The following is a 19,911-nucleotide window of genomic DNA, read 5'->3' as shown; positions in this document are numbered from 1 at the left end:
CTTGGTCTTCTTTATCCAATTCAGAAATCTGTGCTAATATATAGGCATTACATATATAGGTGGGGGAATTGATGGTGAAACGCCAATATGCAGTAATCGGCCTTGGCCGATTTGGAGGAAGCGTCTGCCGAGCGTTAAGCGAGCAGGGGATGGAAGTGCTCGGCATTGATATGGATGAAGAGCGGGTGAATGAATATTCATCCATTGCCACTCAGGCTGTCATTGCGGATTCAACAGATGAGGGGGTACTTAAAAGCCTGGGTATTCGTAACTTTGAACATGTCATCGTCGCCATTGGAGAAAACCTGCAAGCCAGCATTCTGACAACCTTAATTTTAAAAGACATGGGTATATCCAAAATCACTGTGAAAGCACAGAATGATTACCATGAACGTGTACTGGTGAAGATTGGAGCAGACCGAATCATTCATCCTGAACGGGACATGGGAGTCAGGATTGCTCACCAGGTCGTTTCAAAAAACGTACTGGATTACTTGGAGTTGTCTGATGAATACAGCATTGCAGAGATGGCAGCAGGTGACAAGATGAGTGGAAAGTCTCTTCAGGAAATGAACATCCGGGCGAAATACGGCTGTAACGTGGTGGCGATAAAACGCGGCAATGAAGTTGTTGTTTCTCCTCATGCGGATCAGGAAGTGGAGAAAGGAGATATATTGATCGTTATTGGCGGCGAGAAGGATATCAGCAGGCTAGAGAAGGATCTAATGGTATAAGGGATAAAGCATACATAAAAAAGCATGAAAGATTATCCTTTCATGCTTTTTCTTATTCTAGATTTCCATGATAATTGGCAGAATCATCGGACGTCTTTTTGTTTTTTCATAAAGGAAAGGAGATAGAACATCGGTGATCTCGTTCTTGATTTCAGACCACTGTTTGGTTCGCTTTTCTTCCATTAGACCGTTCAAGTGCTGGCTGAGAAGGTGTTGTGCGTCATTGATTAAGTCTCCTGACTCCCTCATATAGACAAAACCGCGAGAGATAATGTCAGGGCCGGCTTCGATTTTGAATTCTTTCATGTTGAGGCTGACGACTACAACAACGAGTCCTTCCTCAGACAGGATCTTTCTGTCCCTGAGAACAATATTTCCGATATCACCGATTCCGCTTCCGTCAACATAGACAGAACCTGAAGGGATCTTGCCTGCAACTGATGCCTCGTTGCTTGACAAGGCAAGTACTTCGCCGTTGTCCATCGTAAAACAATTCTCAGGCAGAACATCGCAGGAAGTAGCGAGATTGATGTGCATCTTCAACATCCTGTATTCCCCGTGAATAGGGAGGAAGTATTTTGGTTTCATCAACCTCAGCATAAGTTTTTGTTCCTGCTGACCGCCGTGCCCTGATGTATGGATATCATTCAAAGAACCATGAATGACTTCTGCTCCTGCACGGAATAGCTGGTTGATGGTTTTATTGACGCTCAATGCATTTCCCGGGATGGGAGATGATGAGAAGACCACTGTATCGCCAGGAATGATCTGGATCTGGCGGTGAGTACCGTTTGCAATCCTTGACAATGCAGCCATAGGCTCACCCTGGCTGCCTGTGCACAGGATGGTTACCTGATGATCAGGAAGTCTGTTAATTTGTGAAGACTCGATAAAGGTGCCTTTCGGTGCCTTTATAAAACCAAGTTCTTGTCCAATCGTTATCGCAGAGTCCATGCTTCTTCCGAAAACAGCGATCTTTCGGTTATTTTGAACAGAAGCTTCTACTACCTGCTGCAGGCGATAGATGTTCGAAGCAAATGTAGCGAAAATCACCCGGCCGTTCACCTTGCGGAATATATCATTGATGCTGTCTCCGACCCGGCGTTCCGAAAGGGTAAACCCTGGAACTTCGGCATTCGTACTGTCGGATAGAAGACACAGAACCCCTTCCTTTCCGATTTCGGCCATCTTCGTTAAATCGGCAGGCTCTCCTACCGGAGTAAAATCAAATTTGAAATCTCCAGTATGTACGATATTGCCAGGCGGTGTCTTGACGACAATTCCGAAAGATTCAGGAATACTGTGGGTTGTTCGGAAGAAAGATACAGATGTTTTTCTGAATTTGATCACTTGGTCTTCAGTAATCTCGTGCAGTTTTGCTGTGCGCAATAGACCGTGTTCTTCTAATTTGTTTTTGATCAGGGCGATGGCAAGCTTTCCGCCGTAGATCGGAACGTTTACTTGTCTGAGCAAGTACGGAATGCCGCCGATATGGTCTTCATGTCCATGGGTAATGAACAAACCTTTGATTTTATCTTCATTCTTGACCAAATAAGTATAGTCTGGAATGACATAGTCAATTCCGAGCAGTTCGTCCTCAGGAAATTTAATACCGGCATCGATCAGGATAATTTCATCCTGGAATTGGACTCCGTATGTGTTCTTTCCGATTTCTCCCAAACCGCCCAGAGCAAACACTGCAGTTTGATGGTTTTTTACAAATTTCATATACTATCTTTTCTCCACTTCAAAAGAGTTTGACTGCTTCTCATACTCTAGAAATTTTCCTGTGATTTCTTGAACAAATTCAATATTATAATTGGTGTCAGACAATTTTTTTCTGACTTCCTCGACTGAATTTGCTTCCAAATAAATCGATTGAGTGTTTTCGCGGATTGGTACCTCGTTTTTGTTTTCCTGAAAATAAACTTTAAAAATCATGTTTTCGTCTCCTTACCGTGCTAGTATTATCAATATCTTCGTTTTATTATAAATGAAATAGGTATGATTTTCATGTTTTTTTCATCTTATCATGATTAGTCAGACAATGCTAAGCCGGTAAAAGCCTTTTTATTGCAAGCAAAAAGGTTTTTTTGCTCTTTTTAAATACGGATATTCATTGATTAGTTTTTTTAGCTTGTTCATAAATCTTCGTTTTCGTTTCATCTTAGCCCGACCATCCTTTAGTTCGTAGTTTGTAATAGTATGCCGCTGGCCGGTTTTCTCTTGCGAGGTAAATAGTGGAATGGAACAAAGAAAGAGCTCCAGCATCATTGGCTGGAGCTCTCTTGAATTTGTTTCTATCTGTTGAGTATAACGGCAGTTGGAGGAGAGAACGGATTCTCCTTGTTGATTCGGTCATAGAACATAATGCCGTCTAAGTGATCAATCTCATGCTGAAAGACAATAGCAGGCATTCCTTTTAACTTCAATTCGATCTGTTCACCATCTATGGTTGTTCCTTTTACTGTCGTTTTGGCGTAGCGCGGAACAAGGCCAGGAACGTCTCTGTCCACAGATAAGCAGCCCTCACCGCCTTCGAGGTATGTTACCTTAACCGAGTGGCTGACGATTTTTGGGTTGAAAAGGGCGTAGCTGAATAGCTCACCTTGTTCGTCAGTTGTATGAACCGCAATGATTCGTTTAGAGATCCCGATTTGTGGACATGCGAGGCCGATGCCAGGGCGGAGTTTATATTTTTGGGCAATTTCAGGATCTTGACTGTTCTTTAGAAATTCGAGCATCTTTTTCGCTGTTTCAATATCCTCTTGCTGAGGAGGAAGTTCAACGTCTTGTGCCTTTTCGCGAAGAATAGGATGGCCTTCCCGGACAATGTCCTTCATAGTTAGCATATGGTTTCCCCCAATTTTCAAAGTATCTTCTTTATTCATATGATAAGGGCTTTTCCTGTATTCTACCATAAAAAAGAGGCGTTCAATCGCGGACTTAACGCTGTTTTTATAAAAAACACTGTTTTGATACAGTTGCACCGGAGTAGTAATACAGTGGGGAATCGGCTGTAAGGGGAGTGTCTTCCCTGTAACTGAAATCATGAAAAATATATTGGTGGTAATCAATTGACGGTGTTTAAACGCTGGTGTAAACTAATTCTTGTGATCAAGAAAATTGTATTACTCTATTTTCAATAATATAGTAATACAGTTTGTGAAAGCCCTTATAAAAAGGCGTGGTGCACAAGTTCATGTTTACCCCCTTCCAGATAGGGAAACAGCAATAATGATTTGTGGCACCGGAACCCTAAAGGCTTTTTATAAAACTTTGTCATGTATACGGAAAATATTGGGCAATCTAATAGAAGCGCCGACTACATACATGGCGGATAACATTGGTGTAAGGAAGGAAGAGGTGAAGGTTAATGAGTTTGATTGAACAGGTTGAAAAACAATTTGAAACCTTTCAGATCTTATCAGAAGACGGGAAAGTAGTTAATAAATCTGCTATGCCTAAACTTTCAGATGAAGAGTTACAGGAATTAATGACACGTATGGTTTATACGCGTATCTGGGACCAACGAGCGATTTCTCTGAACCGTCAAGGGCGTTTAGGATTCTATGCGCCGGTTGCGGGGCAAGAGGCTTCAATGCTAGGTTCCCAATTTGCGCTGGATAAAGAGGACTGGATTCTTCCAGGATATCGTGATATTCCTCAAATCGTATTCCACGGATTGCCGCTGTACCAAGCATTCCTATACTCCCGCGGACATTTCCAAGGCGGACAGATTCCTGAAGGAGTAAACGTTCTTATGCCTCAGATCATCATTGGCGCACAGATTATTCAGGCTGCAGGTGTTGGGGTAGGATTGAAGAAAAAAGGCAAGAAGAATGTTGCGATCACTTATACAGGTGACGGCGGTGCTTCACAAGGTGATTTCTATGAAGGTCTTAACTTTGCCGGAGCGTACAATGCACAAACTATCTTTGTCGTACAAAACAACCGTTTCGCGATCTCAGTTCCTGTAGAAAAGCAATCTGCTGCTAAAACGATTGCTCAAAAAGCAGTTGCAGCTGGTATCGAAGGCATCCAAGTTGATGGAATGGACGTATTAGCGGTTTATTCTGCAGTTAAACAAGCGCGTGAGCGTGCCTTGAATGGAGATGGGCCAACGCTTATCGAAACATTGACATACCGTTACGGCCCACATACGATGGCCGGTGACGATCCTACTCGTTATCGTACGGAAGATCTTGATAACGAATGGACGAAGAAAGATCCGCTTGTGCGTTTCCGCAAGTTCTTGGAAGATAAAGGCCTCTGGTCTGAAGAGCAGGAAAACAAAGTTATGGATCAAGCGAAAGAAGACATTAAAGCTGCTATCAAAAAAGCGGATGCTGCACCGAAACAAAAGGTTACAGATCTTATCGGATTCATGTTTGAAGAGCTTCCGCACAATCTGAAAGAGCAACTTGAAGAATACAAAGCAAAGGAGTCGAAATAATATGGCTCAAATGACCATGATTCAAGCAATTACAGATGCGATGCGCACTGAATTGAAAAATAATGAAAATGTCGTTGTGTTCGGTGAAGACGTTGGTCAAAACGGCGGGGTGTTCCGTGCAACCGAAGGTCTTCAATCTGAGTTCGGTGAAGAACGAGTATTTGATACTCCGCTTGCTGAGTCCGGTATCGGCGGTCTTGCTATCGGTTTAGGACTTACTGGATTCCGCCCGGTAATGGAAATTCAGTTCTTTGGATTTATCTTTGAGGTAATGGACTCTGTTGTCGCTCAGGCTGCACGTATGCGTTATCGTTCTGGTGGAGTATACAGCTCTCCAATTACAATCCGTTCTCCATTTGGGGGAGGAGTTAAAACCCCTGAACTGCATGCAGACAACCTTGAAGGGCTTGTTGCTCAAGCACCTGGAATAAAAGTTGTTATTCCTTCAACCCCTTATGATGCAAAAGGGCTTTTAATTTCTGCGATCCGTGATAACGACCCAGTTGTCTACTTGGAACATATGAAACTATACCGTTCTTTCCGCGGCGAAGTGCCAGAAGAAGAATATACAATTGAAATCGGTAAAGCGGACGTGAAACGTGAAGGAAAAGATGTTTCCATCATTACTTACGGAGCGATGGTTCACTCTTCTCTTAAAGCAGCAGAAGAACTTGAAAAAGAAGGGATCTCTGCTGAGGTTGTCGACCTTCGTACAGTGAGCCCGCTTGATATCGATACGATCATTGCATCTGTTGAGAAAACGGGACGCGCGATCGTGGTACAAGAAGCTCAAAAGCAAGCAGGTGTTGGTGCCAACGTTGTTGCTGAAATCAACGACCGTGCGATCCTAAGCCTGGAAGCACCAGTGCTTCGTGTCACTGCTCCGGATACGGTATTCCCTTTTGCAGCTGCTGAAGATGTTTGGCTTCCTGATTATAAAGATATTGTTGAGAAGGCAAAGACAGTTTATAACTTCTAATGCTGAACAACAGGACTGAAAAAGAAATCTTGCCGATTTCTTTTTCAGCATTTTATCCCTTGAAATATGATTAATTTTTACTATAGGAGGCGTTGTTAGTGGCATTTGAATTTAGGCTTCCCGATATCGGTGAAGGTATCCACGAAGGCGAAATTGTAAAATGGTTTGTTAAAGCGGGAGATGAAGTAAAAGAAGACGATATCCTGCTGGAAGTTCAGAATGATAAAGCAGTAGTAGAAATTCCGTCGCCGGTTGACGGTAAAATTCTGGAAGTAAAAGTTGAAGAGGGAACAGTTTCTGTTGTTGGAGATGTTCTCGTTACGATTGAATCTGAAAGTGAGCCGCCACCATCTGCACATGGTGATGACACTCCTGAACAGCCAAAAGCTGAAGAAGAGAAGAAACCAGCTGCAGAAGAAGCTCCTAAACAAGAGGCACCAAAAAATGAGGCAGCTTCGGACGAGCCAGTTGATGAAAGCAAGCGAGTGATCGCCATGCCTTCCGTACGCAAATATGCTCGTGAAAAAGGTGTTGAAATCCGTAAGGTTTCAGGATCAGGTGACAACGGACGCGTAATGAAGGAAGATATCGACAAGTACTTAAGCGGTGATGCGGATACTCAAGCTCAGGATGCTCCGAAAGAAACAGCTGCTGAAGGACCTGCAGCAAAAGAAGCTCCTAAAGCTATTCCTGCAGGCCAAAATGAGACCCGTGAAAAGCTTAAAGGTGTCCGCAAAGTCATTGCTAAAGCAATGGTTAATTCCAAGCATACAGCTCCGCACGTCACTTTGATGGATGAAATCGATGTGACTGAGCTTGTTGCACACCGCAAGAAATTCAAGCAAGCTGCAGCTGATAAAGGAATCAAGCTTACTTACCTTCCATATGTAGTGAAAGCCTTGGTTTCTGCTGCGCGTGAATTCCCTGCAATCAATGCGTCCATCGATGATGCGAACGAAGAAATCGTTTGGAAAAACTATTACAATATCGGAATTGCTGCGGATACAGATAACGGGCTTATGGTTCCTGTTGTTAAAGATGCTGACCGCAAATCCATCTTCAAAATTTCTGCTGAAATCAACGAACTGGCTGTCAAAGCCCGTGACGGAAAGCTTTCTGCAGATGAAATGAAGGGCGGTTCTGTAACCATCTCCAACATCGGTTCTGCTGGGGGACAATGGTTTACTCCGGTCATCAACCACCCTGAAGTTGCCATTCTTGGAATTGGCCGTATTGCAGAAAAAGCAGTGGTGAAAAACGGAGAAGTTGTCGTAGCACCAGTTCTTGCGTTATCATTAAGCTTTGACCACCGTTTAATTGATGGTGTAACTGCTCAAAACGCAATGAATCATATTAAACGTTTGTTGAATGATCCACAACTTTTAGTAATGGAGGCGTAGAGAAAATGGTTGTAGGTGATTTTCCGATTGAATTAGACACACTTGTTATAGGATCTGGCCCAGGGGGATATGTGGCAGCCATCCGTGCAGCTCAGCTTGGCCAAAAGGTAGCTGTAGCAGAAAGAGGCGAAATGGGCGGTGTTTGCTTAAACGTAGGATGTATTCCTTCTAAAGCATTGATCAATGCCGGCCATCGTGTTGAACACGCGAAGCATTCTGATGACATGGGGATTAAAGCAGACAATGTTACTGTAGATTTTTCTAAGGTTCAGGAATGGAAATCTGGTATCGTCAAGAAATTGACTACTGGTGTTCAAGGATTGCTTAAAGGCAATAAAGCTGAAATTATTCGTGGTGAAGCTTATTTTGTCAACGAAAACACCGTTCGTATCATGGATGAGAAATCATCTCAAACCTACACGTTCAAAAACTGTATCATTGCAACTGGTTCCCGTCCGATTGAAATTCCCGGATTCAAATGGAGTGACCGTGTGATTTCTTCAACTGGTGCTCTTGCTCTGCAAGAAGTACCGAAGAAAATGGTGGTTATCGGCGGAGGCTACATCGGTATGGAGCTTGGAACAGCTTTTGCTAACTTTGGTACAGAGATTACTGTGCTTGAAGGAAGCAAACAGATTCTTCCAGGGTTCGAAAAGCAGATGAGCCAAGTCGTTTCAAAACGCTTGAAGAAAAAAGGCAATGTAGAAATCTTTACAGAAGCTCTTGCTAAAGGCGTTGAAGAAACGAAAGACGGAGTTACTGTTACGGCTGAAATTAAAGGTGAAACAAAAACATTTGAAGCGGATTATGTATTGGTAACGGTTGGACGCCGTCCAAACACAGAGGAACTTGGTCTTGAGCAAGTTGGAATCGAAATGACTGAACGCGGATTGATTAAGATCGATAAGCAAGCTCAAACCAGTGTAAAAGGCATTTATGCGATTGGTGATATCGTAGAAGGGCCAGCTCTTGCCCATAAAGCATCATACGAAGGAAAAATTGCTGCTGAAGCGATCAGCGGACATCCTTCTGAAATTGACTATCTTGCTATTCCAGCGGTTGTATTTACCGATCCTGAACTAGCAACTGTCGGTTATGATGAGAAGAGTGCAAAAGAAGCTGGATTTGACGTGAAAGCGTCCAAGTTCCCATTCGCGGCTAACGGCCGTGCTCTTTCCATGAATGAAACCGACGGATTCATGAAGCTAATTACGAGAAAAGAAGACGGATTGCTTCTTGGAGCGCAAATTGCAGGCGGTAATGCATCAGATATGATCGCTGAGCTTGGATTGGCCATCGAAGCTGGAATGACAGCAGAAGATATTGCTATGACTATCCATGCCCATCCAACTTTCGGAGAAATCTCCATGGAGGCTGCTGAGGTAGCTCTTGGATCTCCAATCCACATCGTTAAGTAATCGTATATGAAAAGCCTTCCCGATATACAGGGAAGGCTTTTTTAGTTTTGACCGGTTCAACTACAGCATAATGTAGGATAGGAGGGGTATTAAGATGAAATGGTTTCTGTTCATTATTCCAGTGCATTGTGTTCTTTGGACCGGATATTTTACCGTGATTCAATTATCCAGACATGACCGAGTGTTCTTTGAGGTTGTATTGTTTCTTATGTTTTTATATCTTTCCTATCTGCTGTCCCATACCTTGTGCCAAAAAAGGACAATGGCACTAAAAAGCACCATTTTGTCCACCGCTTTATTTTTGCTGGCCAAGTGGACAATGCTGCTGTTTGGAACGTTTAATCCATTATGATCCGTACAAAGGCCCTCTTATTAGGATGTTTACTTTCGTTTATAGTAATACATCACTCTGCCGTTAAATAAATGCAATTCGCCGTCAAGCTGCTTCGCCATGAACTTACAGAATTCATTGGCTTTTCCTTTATCTCCATGTGTAAACCCTTCTGGTAAAGTCACTTGAATGTAGGAGGTGTTTGTTCCTTCTGTTACCTCTGAATCTAATCCTACCATTATGTACTTATATTTCTGTTTGTCAGTCCCCTTCAGATAAAACCATCGTTCCTTGCCTTCCCTTTTTTCTTCCAGGGAATATGGAAATGCCGATTGTTCATATTCCCATCCTAGCTGTGTGCCTGTCTTGGAAGTTATATCCTTGTAATAATAAAAAAGTTGCTTTACTTCATCAGTCGTGATGGATTGTTGCTTTGATGACGGTACGAGTTTGATATAAGCATGCTGCTGCAATTTAAGACCCCGCTTTCCCTGATTTAGCCAATGGCGAGCTTGTCTATTCTTATTATCTAATTTAACATTATTTTAAAAATTTTGACAATACGGCTTAAAAAGGTTTAATTAAGAAACAGGAAGGGAAAAAGATACAAATTAAGAGTGTTATAAAACACATTTCAGGGAATATAGTTGTTATATACTGCAAACATAGCGGCCCGCTTCAAAATCATACTCAAGGAGGGGTTTCTGTGGAAGTATTCGAAAAACTTTACGATGAACATGAGAACGTTAATGTTCGGTTTGTGGGCTTTACAACGGAACATGTCCGTTATGACTTTGGCATCATTCATACGAACATGTTCTTTGGTAAACCATTAGTTGTTTGTATGCAGACTGGACGGTCATCTCTTCTTGATGCCAATGATCTTCAGAATTATGAGTACTTGCAGAAGGTGTTTAATATCCACTCACTGGATGAAGCAAAAGATCTTTCTCTTTTCTTTGAAGAATCCGTACCATCAATACCTGCATATGAGCAATACGAATAATCATCATAAATATTTTAATGTGTTATGCTAATGGTGGTTGACAATATCAATGTGACATAATATTATAGAGATAAGAATAAAAGCGCTTACATGAAAAGGAGATGTTTTGAGATGGGAGAAATCATTTGCCAAACATGTGATAGCACGATTGAACATTTTGAGGATGAAAAGGTAACAAAGCTTTACGCAGATAAATGTCCAAACTGTTCGAATCATAATGTTGAACAAAAATAGGTTAGACAAAATACCTTGGATGAATCCAAGGTATTTTCTTTTTAAAACAAATCTTGAAGTGGATCAACAGGCTGACATAATCATAACATAAAAAAAAGGCCAGGACATCAAATGTCCTGGCCATTTTAAAAATGCACTATCGTATGGCAATGTGCTCTTTTATCACTTTTAGCATTCCTAATTCGGGATCTTCAGGACCTTGTACTGGAAGGCCTGCTTCGATGGTTTCTTTTATATAGTCAAGATTATCTTGAGTAATGATCTCACCCGGAATAAATATAGGAATACCTGGCGGATATACCATAATAAATTCAGCAATGATCCTGCCTGCAGATTCTTCGAAAGGCACACTCTCTGTATCTGCGTAAAAAGCATCACGTGGTGATAATGCAAGTACAGGAATATCGGGGACGTGGACAGGCATTGCCTGTGCTGCTTTTTCGCCTGCATTGTCAAAATGGCGTGACATTTCTTCGAGCGCATGAACTAAAACCATGATATTCTTCTCATGATCTGCTGTTGTGATCAAGCAAAGGATGTTATAAAGGTCGGATAGTTCCACTTCTATATTATGTTCCTCTCGAAGCCATACCTCAGCGTCGTAACCCGTTATGCCAAGCTCTTTCACAGAAATAAGCAGTTTGGTCGGATCGATGTCGTAAGTCGCTTCTTTGCCCAGAATTTCCTCTCCGACACAATAAAGGCGTGGAATTTTATTGATTTTTTCCCGTGCTGCATTTGCCAGTTTAATCGTTTTTTCAATGATGCTGTATCCCTCAGTAGCCAGACGCTTTCTAGCAGTATCAAGTGAGGCAAGCAAAATATAGGACGTTGAAGTGGTCGTGAGCATACTCAGGATCGTTTGCACCCTTTTGGCTGAAACAAGGCCTTCTTTAATGTTAAGGATAGAGCTGCCGGTAAGTGATCCGCCCAGCTTGTGAACTGACGTCGCAGCCATATCTGCTCCAGCTTGCATGGCAGAGAGGGGCATTTTGTCATGAAAGTGAATTAGTACACCGTGGGCTTCGTCGACCAGGACAGGTACATCATAGCTATGGGCGATTTCAACAATCTCGCTTAGGTTCGCTGAAATCCCGTAATATGTGGGGTTAATGACGAGTACCCCTTTAGCGTCGGGATTCTGTTCCAAAGCCCTCTTAACGCTTTGAGGAGTGATGCCATGTGAAATACCAAGCTCCCTGTCAATCTCTGGGTGAATAAACACGGGTGTCGCTCCAGAGAATACGATGGCTGTCATGATCGACTTATGAACGTTGCGCGGAACAATGATTTTATCACCGGGAGAAACGACTGACATGATCATCGTCATGATTGCTCCGCTTGTTCCTTGAACAGAAAAGAAGGTATGGTCAGCACCAAATGCCTGTGCTGCCAAGTCCTGAGCCTTTTTAATCATGCCTTTCGGATGGTGGAGGTCATCAAGTGGAGCGATGTTGATCAAATCTATGGACAGGGCGTTCTCACCCATAAATTCCCTGAACTCAGGGTCCATACCATAGCCTTTTTTATGGCCAGGGATATGAAACTGATAGGGATTTCGTTTTGCGTGTTCTTTTAATCCGGTAAATAAAGGAGTTTCGTGTTGTGACAATTTTGACACCTCATCTATAATAAAAATAATCTTTACCTCATGAAAATACATAGTAAAACAAAAGAAGTATATCAGATTCTAACGGTTTTGTATGCAAAGAATAAAAAAAAAGAAAGGCTGGGGACGCAATATGGAAATACAAACAAAAGTAACAGAGTTATTGGGAATTCGTTATCCCATCATTCAGGGAGGGCTGGCCTATCTTGCTTATTCTGGACTTGCGGCGGCCGTTTCAAACGCTGGCGGGCTAGGACAAATTACGGCCATGTCTCTCGATTCACCACAAGCATTAAAAGAGGAGATTAGAAAAACAAAAAAAATGACGGCCAGCCCTTTCGGGGTTAATTTTGCAATCGGGCAGCATGGAAGGCCTTTTCACCATATGGTGGGAGCTGCTGTTGAAGAGAAAGTTCCAGTAATCAGCATGACGGGAGGCAACCCTTCAGGCATATTCGATATTTTACAGGGAGTGGAAGTAAAGAAACTTGTTCTAGTCGCCTCCACGCGACAGGCGGTAAAAGCTGAGCAGCTGGGAGCGGATGCTGTCTTGGTTGTTGGCCAGGAAGGCGGAGGGCATATTGGAAAAGACGATGTCGGTACGATGGTGCTTATACCCCAAGTGGCTGATGCTGTTTCCATCCCTGTTATCGCTTCTGGCGGAATCGGTGACGGAAGAGGTCTGATGGCCGCGTTGGCACTTGGTGCCGAAGGGGTAGAAATGGGCACCAGATTCATCGCCACAAGGGAATGTGAGCATGCGCATCCATTATATAAGGAAGCACTCGTTAAAGGAACTGAAGCAGGGACGGTGGTCATCAAACGCAAGCTTGGTGCACCGGGACGAGCGATCAGCAACAGCTGGACTGAATTTATACTAGAAGAAGAGAAAAGAGCTAAAGGTTATGAGGATATGAAAGATCTTATAAGCGGAAAACGCAATATGAAATATATCTATGAAGGGGAATCAGACGAAGGTTTTGGATGGGCTGGACAAATCATGGGCAGAATTCAGGATGTACCTTCGGTTGAAGAGCTTTTTCTCAGGATCCTTTCTGAAGCCGAGCAAATTAAAGAGAAATGGGGAGCGCTCATCAAATAAAATTATTGAACGTTCCACCCAAACACTTTTTATTCTCAACAATATACTAAGGGTAAGAAGAGGAGGAATTTCTTCTCCCCTTCCTGCCACTCCATTCGCTACTCGGAATAAACCTGTTTCTTTAACTCGTAAAGGGGCATCAATGTTCGGAAAACAGAATCGGCTTTTTGAATAAAAGCCTTTCCGTCCATCTGAATAGCCTCATCCTTAGGTATGTGAATCCCGCATAGCAGTTCAGCTTTTTTTACTTCTGCCAAAGAACGCACTAATCCTGAAAGATTTCCGTTCTTCATCTCACTGTGCTGCACCGCTTCAGGTTTCATATGGTCCTGAGACCAGACGAAGTAATCTGGAATGGAGGCATTGATTGTTTTTAATTCTTTTTGGAGAGCAGCGGCATACTCTTTTTTTACGGGAGACTCATATATCACAGCAAACCAGATAAATACGTGGGTTTCAAACAGACCGATCTGAAAATGCGGAAGTTTTTTGTATCCTCTCTTACTGCTCGAGAATGCTACCCAAGTATCTTTTGGCGGATTAACTGTTCTTCGGGCATGTTTTGCCACATGATAAAACATTTCCTCTCCGGTTAATGCAGAAAGTTCTGACGCAAAATGCCCGCCTAAATCTTCAAGCTTAGGGCGAACCCGCTCGATTAGTTTTTCCATTCGAGGTTCAAGGCCCTCAATAGCAAACACTGAAAAATCATTTTTTTTAAATCCTGAAAAGCTCATTGCATTTCCTCCTGATAGAACTTTTTGTTCACCGTGGTTAGTAGTTTACCACAACGGTTGCTGAAAAAGAAAATCCGCAATATATGTTACTTTTATATAATTTTTTTTAAAAAAGAGATCAAGGTTGCATTAAGTGAAAGTCAATCATATGATAGAAGACAATATCCAAAATCAGAATATTTAGTATTCTTATAAAAGGTAGAAAGGATGTGTAAGGTATGAAACAAGTCATTCAAACATTAAAAAGAACGGACGCGGAACGCAGAATACCTGTATTGAAGCTTGAAATCGACTATGAACTGGCAACATTATTCGAAGCATTGCAAAATAAAAATACGAAGCAGATCAATGAATCCAAGCGCAAGCTGGAAAAACTGCGCCAGGAACTAGTGAGACTGGAAGCATGATAACAACAGACACAGGGTAAAAAAACGAACCTGATCTATAGCAGGGTCGTTTTTTTTGGGGAATAAATTATTCATCCATACAAAAGAGCGTGGTATGGTTATGTTAAGCACGACTAGTGGTAACATATAATAAAACAATGAACGACGCTGGGAGCTGATGGTAGTGGACAATACAAAACTCGAGGACATATACGGAACCGCAAAGAACTGGGTGTATGAAGCAGGAGAAGTGATTAAGCTTTCATTCTCCAATGAGCTGAACATTACATATAAATCTCATTATGCCGATTTAGTGACGGATATGGATAAAGCCATTGAAAAGTTCTTTATCGATAAAATAAAAAAGGAATTCCCGGACCATAAAGTTCTGGGTGAGGAAGGCTACGGCGATGAGGTGAGTGACCTTGAAGGGACCGTTTGGATCATTGATCCCATTGATGGAACAACAAACTTTGTTCATCAGCAAGCCAACTTTGCCATTTCGGTAGCGATTTTTCATAACGGGCAAGGAAAAGCAGCGTTTATTTACGATGTTGTACGAAACGAGTTGTTCCATTGCATTGAGGGACACGGACTTCATTTAAATGAAGAAAAACTTCCTCGGCTAAGTAATGTGACCTTGGATAAAGCGGTCATCGGTTTAAACGCCACGTGGATCACACCCAACCGTAAGATTGATCACCAGCGGCTCCTTCCTCTTGTAAGAAAATCTCGTGGAACCAGGTCTTATGGAACAGCCGCCATTGAATTGGCCTATGTTGCCTGTGGAAGACTCGATGCCTACATGACGATGAGGCTATCACCATGGGACTTTGCAGCGGGGTATATTCTTATTCAGGAAGCAGGCGGAACGATTTCAACGATAGATGGCGTTAATGTGAATGTGTTAAGCAAAACAAGTATTTTTGCAGCAAAACCCGGTTTACATCAAGAAATTCTGGATACGATTCAAGCAGGAACGCCAAAAGATGGAGAATAGGAAATTCAAGGATGAGGATTTGAGTTTTTTTATTGAGATGGCCAGGCACTCACCTGTTTGGATGAAAGAGGAAGGTTTAAAAGGAAATGAAATAGATGAACAGTGGAAAGACTATTTGCACCGTTACGATGAGACAGGCGGGGAATGGCTGATCTGGAGTGACGAAGAGCAAAAAATTGGAGCAGCGTATCTCGTATACACTGCTCCATCCAATCAAAAACCGTGGCTTGGCAGCATCGTCATTCATCCCGTAAAAAGAAAACAAGGATATGCACGAAAGATCATTGAGGAAATTTCGTCCATTGTCAAAAAGCAAAGTCCTGTATTGTTTTCCGCTTGTCCTTCTGGAAATGAAGCCTGGCTCCGATTCTTGAATCAACTTGGATTTGAGCAGGCGGGACTAGAATCTGATGAAAAGGGAAAAGAATATATAAAATTTGTTAAAGTCCTCTCAGACTAAGCCTGATTTCTTTCCCTGAATCTTTTTTTCAGTGAAAAACCAAGCCCCATTAAGAAAAACACGGCAATAATCGCAGTGATGGCAATCAGCCAGCTATGCTGGCCGATAGCGACTCCGATTAAAGCAATACTGAACGTTGTTAACACAGCAATGATCAAAAAGATAATATTTTCAAATTTCATAAGGTCCTCCAATCATACAAACGATAACTATAGTGTAACTAATTTTTTAAAAAAGAAAAAGATTGTTGTTCTTTGTGGTATAATAGTAAAGTTGAATTCCAATAGAGAAATAAAGATCCAGGATGGTTCTGGGTATTTAATAAAGAAAAAAGATAGGATTTTTTAAGGAGAGATTATTTTGAATTTGAGAAAAGACATAAAAAACATCGCGATTATCGCGCACGTTGACCATGGGAAAACAACACTCGTGGACCAAATGCTTCACCAATCAGGGACTTTCCGTTCGAACGAACATGTCAATGAACGTGCAATGGATTCCAACGATCTGGAAAAGGAACGCGGTATTACGATCCTGGCAAAAAATACAGCGATCAATTATGAAGGTACTCGCATTAACATCATGGACACACCAGGTCATGCCGATTTTGGCGGTGAAGTTGAGCGGATCATGAAAATGGTCGATGGTGTCCTTTTAGTCGTAGACGCTTACGAAGGATGTATGCCGCAAACTCGTTTCGTTCTGAAAAAAGCGCTTGAACAAAAATTGACTCCAATCGTAGTCGTAAATAAAATTGACCGTGATTTTGCACGTCCTGAAGAAGTAGTCGATGAAGTCATTGATTTGTTTATCGAGCTTGGTGCCAATGAAGATCAGCTTGAATTCCCAGTCGTGTATGCTTCTGCACTCAAAGGTACCGCGAGCACGGATCCTCATCAGCAAGATGAAAACATGAAAGCTTTATTTGATTCAATCATTGAAAATATTCCTTCACCGGTTGATAACAGTGGTGAACCGCTTCAATTCCAGGTTTCTCTGTTAGATTATAATGATTACTTGGGCCGTATCGGAATCGGCCGTGTTTTCCGAGGTACGATGCAGGTAGGCCAAGCAGTTTCACTCATGAAATTGGACGGTACTGTAAAAAAATTCCGCGTAACGAAAATCTTTGGTTTCCTCGGACTTAAAAGAGTGGAAATCCAAGAAGCTAAATCCGGTGATCTAGTAGCTGTATCAGGAATGGAAGAGATCAATGTTGGTGAAACCGTGTGTCCGGAGGACCAGGAAGAAGCATTGCCAGTACTTAGAATCGACGAGCCAACATTGAAAATGACGTTCCTTGTTAATAATTCACCATTTGCCGGCCGTGAAGGTAAATATGTGACTTCCAGAAAAATCGAAGAGCGCCTTCGCTCCCAATTAGAGACGGATGTTTCTCTCCGTGTAGATAACACTGAATCTCCGGATGCTTGGATTGTTTCCGGTCGCGGAGAGCTTCATCTATCCATTCTTATCGAAAACATGAGAAGGGAAGGCTATGAGCTTCAAGTATCAAAACCTGAAGTTATCGTACGTATGGTTGACGGAGTTCGTTCGGAGCCTGTAGAGCGTGTTCAGATTGATGTGCCGGAAGAATATACGGGCGCTGTAATGGAATCGCTTGGGGCACGAAAAGGTGAAATGCTCAACATGATTAACAACGGCTCAGGTCAAGTAAGACTTGAGTTCATGGTCCCAGCCCGCGGATTAATTGGTTATTCGACTGAATTCTTAACCCAGACAAGAGGATACGGTATCTTGAACCATACGTTTGACAGTTATCAGCCGATGCATCAGGGCCAAGTGGGAGGACGCCGTCAAGGAGTTCTCGTCTCCATGGAACACGGCAAAGCGAGCCAATACGGGATCATTAACGTTGAGGACCGAGGAACCATATTTGTGGAGCCGGGTACTGAAGTTTATGAAGGAATGATCGTTGGTGAACATACGCGTGAAAATGATATTACAGTTAATATCACCAAAGTAAAACAGATGACAAACATGCGGTCTGCTAACAAAGATCAAACGGTCAGCATGAAAAAGCCTCGTGTTATGTCTCTTGAAGAATCACTTGAATATTTGAACGAGGATGAGTATTGTGAAGTTACGCCGGAGAGCATACGTCTTCGCAAAAAAATCCTTGATAAAAGTGAGCGTGAACGTGCGACTAAGAAAAACAAATTGGCCAAGCAAAACTAAGATTGCGTCTGGTGGTGTGAGCGGTGGATGATAAAAAAGTAATGTCTGCGACGGGTGAAGATTCTTCACCCATCGCGCTTCTATTAGGAATAAACGAACATCCTGTAGCAGGTTTTTTTCTTTTGTATCTAGTCATTACAATATTGACCATTCTTGTCTATCAGCTTGGATTTGCTAAAAAGCTCCCTCTGCTTAAATCTGCAGTCATCTATATTCTTTTAATATTGGGCTGTTTTCCGCTTACCTTTTTCGGAATCGGCCTGCCGGTTGCCGAGGGCCTCTTATGTGCCGCAGCCGTTTTGATTATTTATAAAATCAGGCTGCACCAGAGCAAAAAAAATAAAGCCGAACACCTATAAGGAGTTTCTATGACTTTTCAGGATGCGCTTTACAATTGGCTAAGTATTAAAAAGGTGGCAGAACAAAGAACAGATGACCAGGCTGCCGCAGATACCCTTCGTTTTTTCGATGAAATCCTTCGGGAGGACCACGGGGTAGAACACATAGCGGTATGCATGATCGATGGCAGTTATGAAGTGGATTACAAGATCGGGGATTCTCAGCATCATAAAAAATTCCCCTGCGACTATATTGACGCTCTTTGGGAATCGATAGAAGCAGAGCCGAAGTACAATTAGATTATTTCTTTTGATTTCGAGTCATGAACATACCGTGTTCATGGCTCTTTTTTTAGCTTAAAGGATAGGAGAATAAAAAACGAGTAATATCAGTCAGGGGGGAAAACTCGGGGGAATGGAAAGCGTGAAGCCCAATATTCCTGCGACAAATCGTGAGGTCATCAGGCAAAGCCATATAGCATGCCGGCCCTAGAACCGGCAGCATCAGCTTACCATTCATTCTCTTTAGCAGGAGTCCTGTATAGCATAAAGTTTCCGGTTGCGATTCTCTTATTCGTTTTATCAGTAATCCTCTCCTGGCATCGGTCACACATGTACGTGTGGATAGGCCTGTTTCTCAGCCGTTTAGCCAGTGAGGATCGATCTTCAATGGATTGGATGGTGTCACATAGCACACACTTTACTCGCATAGATAATCACCTCTGTCTTTTTGGTGTTAAAGTCATTATATCAAAGAAGAAGAGGTAAACACTAATAAATAACTATTTACATGCAAAAACCCCGCTCGGCAAGAGCGGGGTTTATAACTTATTGCTGCTGATTCTTGGTCGTTTTTGCTTGTTTTTGCTGTTGATTATTGAGCCTTTTGTTTTCTTGATCAGAAATCTGGCTGTTATTGGTTTCTGTAGGAGCGGGTTTAACAGAATTCGTTCGGTTTGGAACCTGCGGCATTAATCTTCCAACAATCGCTGCAAGCTCATTGAGTATTCCTCCGATCGGATGGCCTCGTCTGATTTCACTTGCCATTCCCCTTAGTCGCTGCACAGTGTCAGGATCTGCAGTAACTAAAGCGTTAGCCCCATACGGATCCTTTTTTAAAGCTTCTGCTACAGAATATTTAATCGTCCCCGTCCTCGAGGCGTCCAGCTTGGAGTCCACGTCAATTCCCACAACGGCGTACCTTCCGAGCGCTACTGCGGTGGCATCTTCTACGCCAGGTATACCTGTTGCGATTCCGACAAGATGCCGAGAAACCTGCTGAGAGTTTCTTCGTGCTTCTCTTTGTCCGTTATTATTGGCGGTTTGATTTACCTTTGTTAATCGAGGAGCATGATTATCTGTCTGTTCGGCGCTTTTATTGTTATTGTAGTTGCAAGCAAAAAGCAGCAAGAGTGAACTCATGATGGCCAACATCCTTAGCGTTTTCAATTATTTCATCCTTTCAGTCGTGTTCTTTTCCGTTATTTTCTGTGTTTTCGTCTATCTTTATTCAAAAGTTCAT

Annotated in this window: 24 protein-coding genes; 15 read left to right on the top strand and 9 right to left on the bottom strand. The window is 42.4% G+C overall.

The features are described 5' to 3' along the window. Nucleotides 1–71: 71 nt before the first annotated feature. On the top strand, nucleotides 72–734 hold the full coding sequence (locus QYF49_RS11420) for a potassium channel family protein (RefSeq protein ID WP_290399715.1): 663 nt from the start codon (nucleotides 72–74) through the stop codon (nucleotides 732–734). 57 nt (nucleotides 735–791) lie between these two features. Here QYF49_RS11420 and rnjA read toward each other — a convergent pair whose 3' ends face one another. The 3 genes from rnjA to def form a co-directional block, all read right to left on the bottom strand. After that, entirely contained in the window at nucleotides 792–2,462 is a 1,671-nt protein-coding gene (gene rnjA, locus QYF49_RS11415) for a ribonuclease J1 (protein WP_290399714.1), read from the bottom strand. Between the two features lie 3 nt (nucleotides 2,463–2,465). After that, a complete protein-coding gene (locus tag QYF49_RS11410) occupies nucleotides 2,466–2,675 on the bottom strand; it encodes a DNA-dependent RNA polymerase subunit epsilon (RefSeq protein WP_290399713.1) in 210 nt (69 codons plus the stop codon). 359 nt (nucleotides 2,676–3,034) lie between these two features. Beyond that, a complete protein-coding gene (gene def / locus QYF49_RS11405) occupies nucleotides 3,035–3,586 on the bottom strand; it encodes a peptide deformylase (protein WP_290399712.1) in 552 nt (183 codons plus the stop codon). A gap of 524 nt (nucleotides 3,587–4,110) precedes the next feature. Between def and pdhA the strand changes: the two genes are divergently transcribed. The 5 genes from pdhA (at nucleotide 4,111) to QYF49_RS11380 (ending at nucleotide 9,339) form a co-directional block, all read left to right on the top strand. Next, entirely contained in the window at nucleotides 4,111–5,190 is a 1,080-nt protein-coding gene (gene pdhA / locus QYF49_RS11400; RefSeq protein WP_290399711.1) for a pyruvate dehydrogenase (acetyl-transferring) E1 component subunit alpha, read from the top strand. A gap of 1 nt (nucleotide 5,191) precedes the next feature. Continuing rightward, complete coding sequence (locus tag QYF49_RS11395) at nucleotides 5,192–6,169, top strand: alpha-ketoacid dehydrogenase subunit beta (protein ID WP_290399710.1); 978 nt, start codon at nucleotides 5,192–5,194, stop codon at nucleotides 6,167–6,169. Between the two features lie 98 nt (nucleotides 6,170–6,267). Next, nucleotides 6,268–7,569, top strand: coding sequence for a dihydrolipoamide acetyltransferase family protein (locus QYF49_RS11390; protein WP_290399709.1), 1,302 nt, complete (start codon nucleotides 6,268–6,270; stop codon nucleotides 7,567–7,569). 5 nt (nucleotides 7,570–7,574) lie between these two features. Beyond that, entirely contained in the window at nucleotides 7,575–8,987 is a 1,413-nt protein-coding gene (gene lpdA / locus QYF49_RS11385; protein ID WP_290399708.1) for a dihydrolipoyl dehydrogenase, read from the top strand. 94 nt (nucleotides 8,988–9,081) lie between these two features. Then, nucleotides 9,082–9,339: a hypothetical protein gene (locus QYF49_RS11380; protein ID WP_290399707.1), complete on the top strand. Its 258-nt coding sequence runs from the start codon at nucleotides 9,082–9,084 to the stop codon at nucleotides 9,337–9,339. A 29-nt stretch (nucleotides 9,340–9,368) separates the two neighbouring features. On the opposite strand, the gene QYF49_RS11375 is transcribed toward QYF49_RS11380, so the two are convergent. Further along, nucleotides 9,369–9,791 carry a DUF1885 family protein gene (locus QYF49_RS11375; RefSeq protein ID WP_290399706.1) on the bottom strand — a complete coding sequence of 141 codons (423 nt, stop codon included), beginning with the start codon at nucleotides 9,789–9,791 and terminating at the stop codon, nucleotides 9,369–9,371. 233 nt (nucleotides 9,792–10,024) lie between these two features. On the opposite strand from QYF49_RS11375, the gene QYF49_RS11370 reads away from it, so the two are divergent. Then, nucleotides 10,025–10,324, top strand: coding sequence for a DUF3055 domain-containing protein (locus tag QYF49_RS11370; protein WP_290399705.1), 300 nt, complete (start codon nucleotides 10,025–10,027; stop codon nucleotides 10,322–10,324). 90 nt (nucleotides 10,325–10,414) lie between these two features. Beyond that, nucleotides 10,415–10,558, top strand: a complete 144-nt coding sequence (locus QYF49_RS11365) for a GapA-binding peptide SR1P (RefSeq protein ID WP_425589565.1) — start codon at nucleotides 10,415–10,417, stop codon at nucleotides 10,556–10,558. 136 nt (nucleotides 10,559–10,694) lie between these two features. Here QYF49_RS11365 and QYF49_RS11360 read toward each other — a convergent pair whose 3' ends face one another. Further along, nucleotides 10,695–12,170, bottom strand: coding sequence for an aminotransferase class I/II-fold pyridoxal phosphate-dependent enzyme (locus QYF49_RS11360; RefSeq protein WP_290399703.1), 1,476 nt, complete (start codon nucleotides 12,168–12,170; stop codon nucleotides 10,695–10,697). A gap of 130 nt (nucleotides 12,171–12,300) precedes the next feature. Here QYF49_RS11360 and QYF49_RS11355 point away from each other — a divergent pair, with 130 nt between their 5' ends. Then, nucleotides 12,301–13,269 carry an NAD(P)H-dependent flavin oxidoreductase gene (locus QYF49_RS11355; protein WP_290399702.1) on the top strand — a complete coding sequence of 323 codons (969 nt, stop codon included), beginning with the start codon at nucleotides 12,301–12,303 and terminating at the stop codon, nucleotides 13,267–13,269. Between the two features lie 98 nt (nucleotides 13,270–13,367). Here QYF49_RS11355 and QYF49_RS11350 read toward each other — a convergent pair whose 3' ends face one another. Further along, complete coding sequence (locus QYF49_RS11350) at nucleotides 13,368–14,006, bottom strand: YktB family protein (protein WP_290399701.1); 639 nt, start codon at nucleotides 14,004–14,006, stop codon at nucleotides 13,368–13,370. Nucleotides 14,007–14,224: 218 nt separating this feature from the next. Here QYF49_RS11350 and QYF49_RS11345 point away from each other — a divergent pair, with 218 nt between their 5' ends. The 3 genes from QYF49_RS11345 to QYF49_RS11335 all read left to right on the top strand — a co-directional run bounded on the left by QYF49_RS11345 (nucleotide 14,225) and on the right by QYF49_RS11335 (nucleotide 15,852). Continuing rightward, complete coding sequence (locus QYF49_RS11345) at nucleotides 14,225–14,413, top strand: hypothetical protein (protein WP_053354634.1); 189 nt, start codon at nucleotides 14,225–14,227, stop codon at nucleotides 14,411–14,413. A gap of 163 nt (nucleotides 14,414–14,576) precedes the next feature. Then, on the top strand, nucleotides 14,577–15,392 hold the full coding sequence (locus tag QYF49_RS11340) for an inositol monophosphatase family protein (protein WP_290399700.1): 816 nt from the start codon (nucleotides 14,577–14,579) through the stop codon (nucleotides 15,390–15,392). Continuing rightward, nucleotides 15,382–15,852 (top strand): GNAT family N-acetyltransferase, encoded by a 471-nt coding sequence (locus tag QYF49_RS11335; RefSeq protein ID WP_290399699.1) that lies wholly within the window; start codon nucleotides 15,382–15,384, stop codon nucleotides 15,850–15,852. The genes QYF49_RS11340 and QYF49_RS11335 overlap by 11 nt, the downstream gene beginning before the upstream one ends. Here the strand turns inward: QYF49_RS11335 and QYF49_RS11330 are convergent. Beyond that, complete coding sequence (locus QYF49_RS11330) at nucleotides 15,849–16,034, bottom strand: DUF5325 family protein (RefSeq protein ID WP_290399698.1); 186 nt, start codon at nucleotides 16,032–16,034, stop codon at nucleotides 15,849–15,851. The genes QYF49_RS11335 and QYF49_RS11330 overlap by 4 nt on opposite strands. Before the next feature lie 178 nt (nucleotides 16,035–16,212). Here QYF49_RS11330 and typA point away from each other — a divergent pair, with 178 nt between their 5' ends. From typA to QYF49_RS11315, 3 genes are read left to right on the top strand one after another with little or no spacing between them, the layout of a single operon-like run. After that, on the top strand, nucleotides 16,213–18,051 hold the full coding sequence (typA, locus tag QYF49_RS11325) for a translational GTPase TypA (RefSeq protein WP_425589564.1): 1,839 nt from the start codon (nucleotides 16,213–16,215) through the stop codon (nucleotides 18,049–18,051). Nucleotides 18,052–18,092: 41 nt separating this feature from the next. Next, a complete protein-coding gene (locus QYF49_RS11320; RefSeq protein ID WP_290400426.1) occupies nucleotides 18,093–18,410 on the top strand; it encodes a YlaH-like family protein in 318 nt (105 codons plus the stop codon). A gap of 9 nt (nucleotides 18,411–18,419) precedes the next feature. Then, entirely contained in the window at nucleotides 18,420–18,689 is a 270-nt protein-coding gene (locus QYF49_RS11315) for a hypothetical protein (RefSeq protein WP_290399697.1), read from the top strand. A 209-nt stretch (nucleotides 18,690–18,898) separates the two neighbouring features. On the opposite strand, the gene QYF49_RS11310 is transcribed toward QYF49_RS11315, so the two are convergent. Both QYF49_RS11310 and QYF49_RS11305 read right to left on the bottom strand, forming a co-directional pair. Beyond that, a complete protein-coding gene (locus tag QYF49_RS11310) occupies nucleotides 18,899–19,099 on the bottom strand; it encodes a YlaI family protein (RefSeq protein ID WP_290399696.1) in 201 nt (66 codons plus the stop codon). Between the two features lie 118 nt (nucleotides 19,100–19,217). Further along, entirely contained in the window at nucleotides 19,218–19,811 is a 594-nt protein-coding gene (locus QYF49_RS11305) for a YhcN/YlaJ family sporulation lipoprotein (RefSeq protein ID WP_290399695.1), read from the bottom strand. Nucleotides 19,812–19,911: the final 100 nt, after the last annotated feature.

Source organism: Fictibacillus terranigra (assembly GCF_030412265.1).
Classification (GTDB): Bacteria; Bacillota; Bacilli; order Bacillales; family Fictibacillaceae; genus Fictibacillus_C; species Fictibacillus_C terrinigri.
The sequence above is the reverse complement of the archived record's forward strand: the minus strand, read 5'-3'. Positions and strand labels throughout refer to the sequence as shown.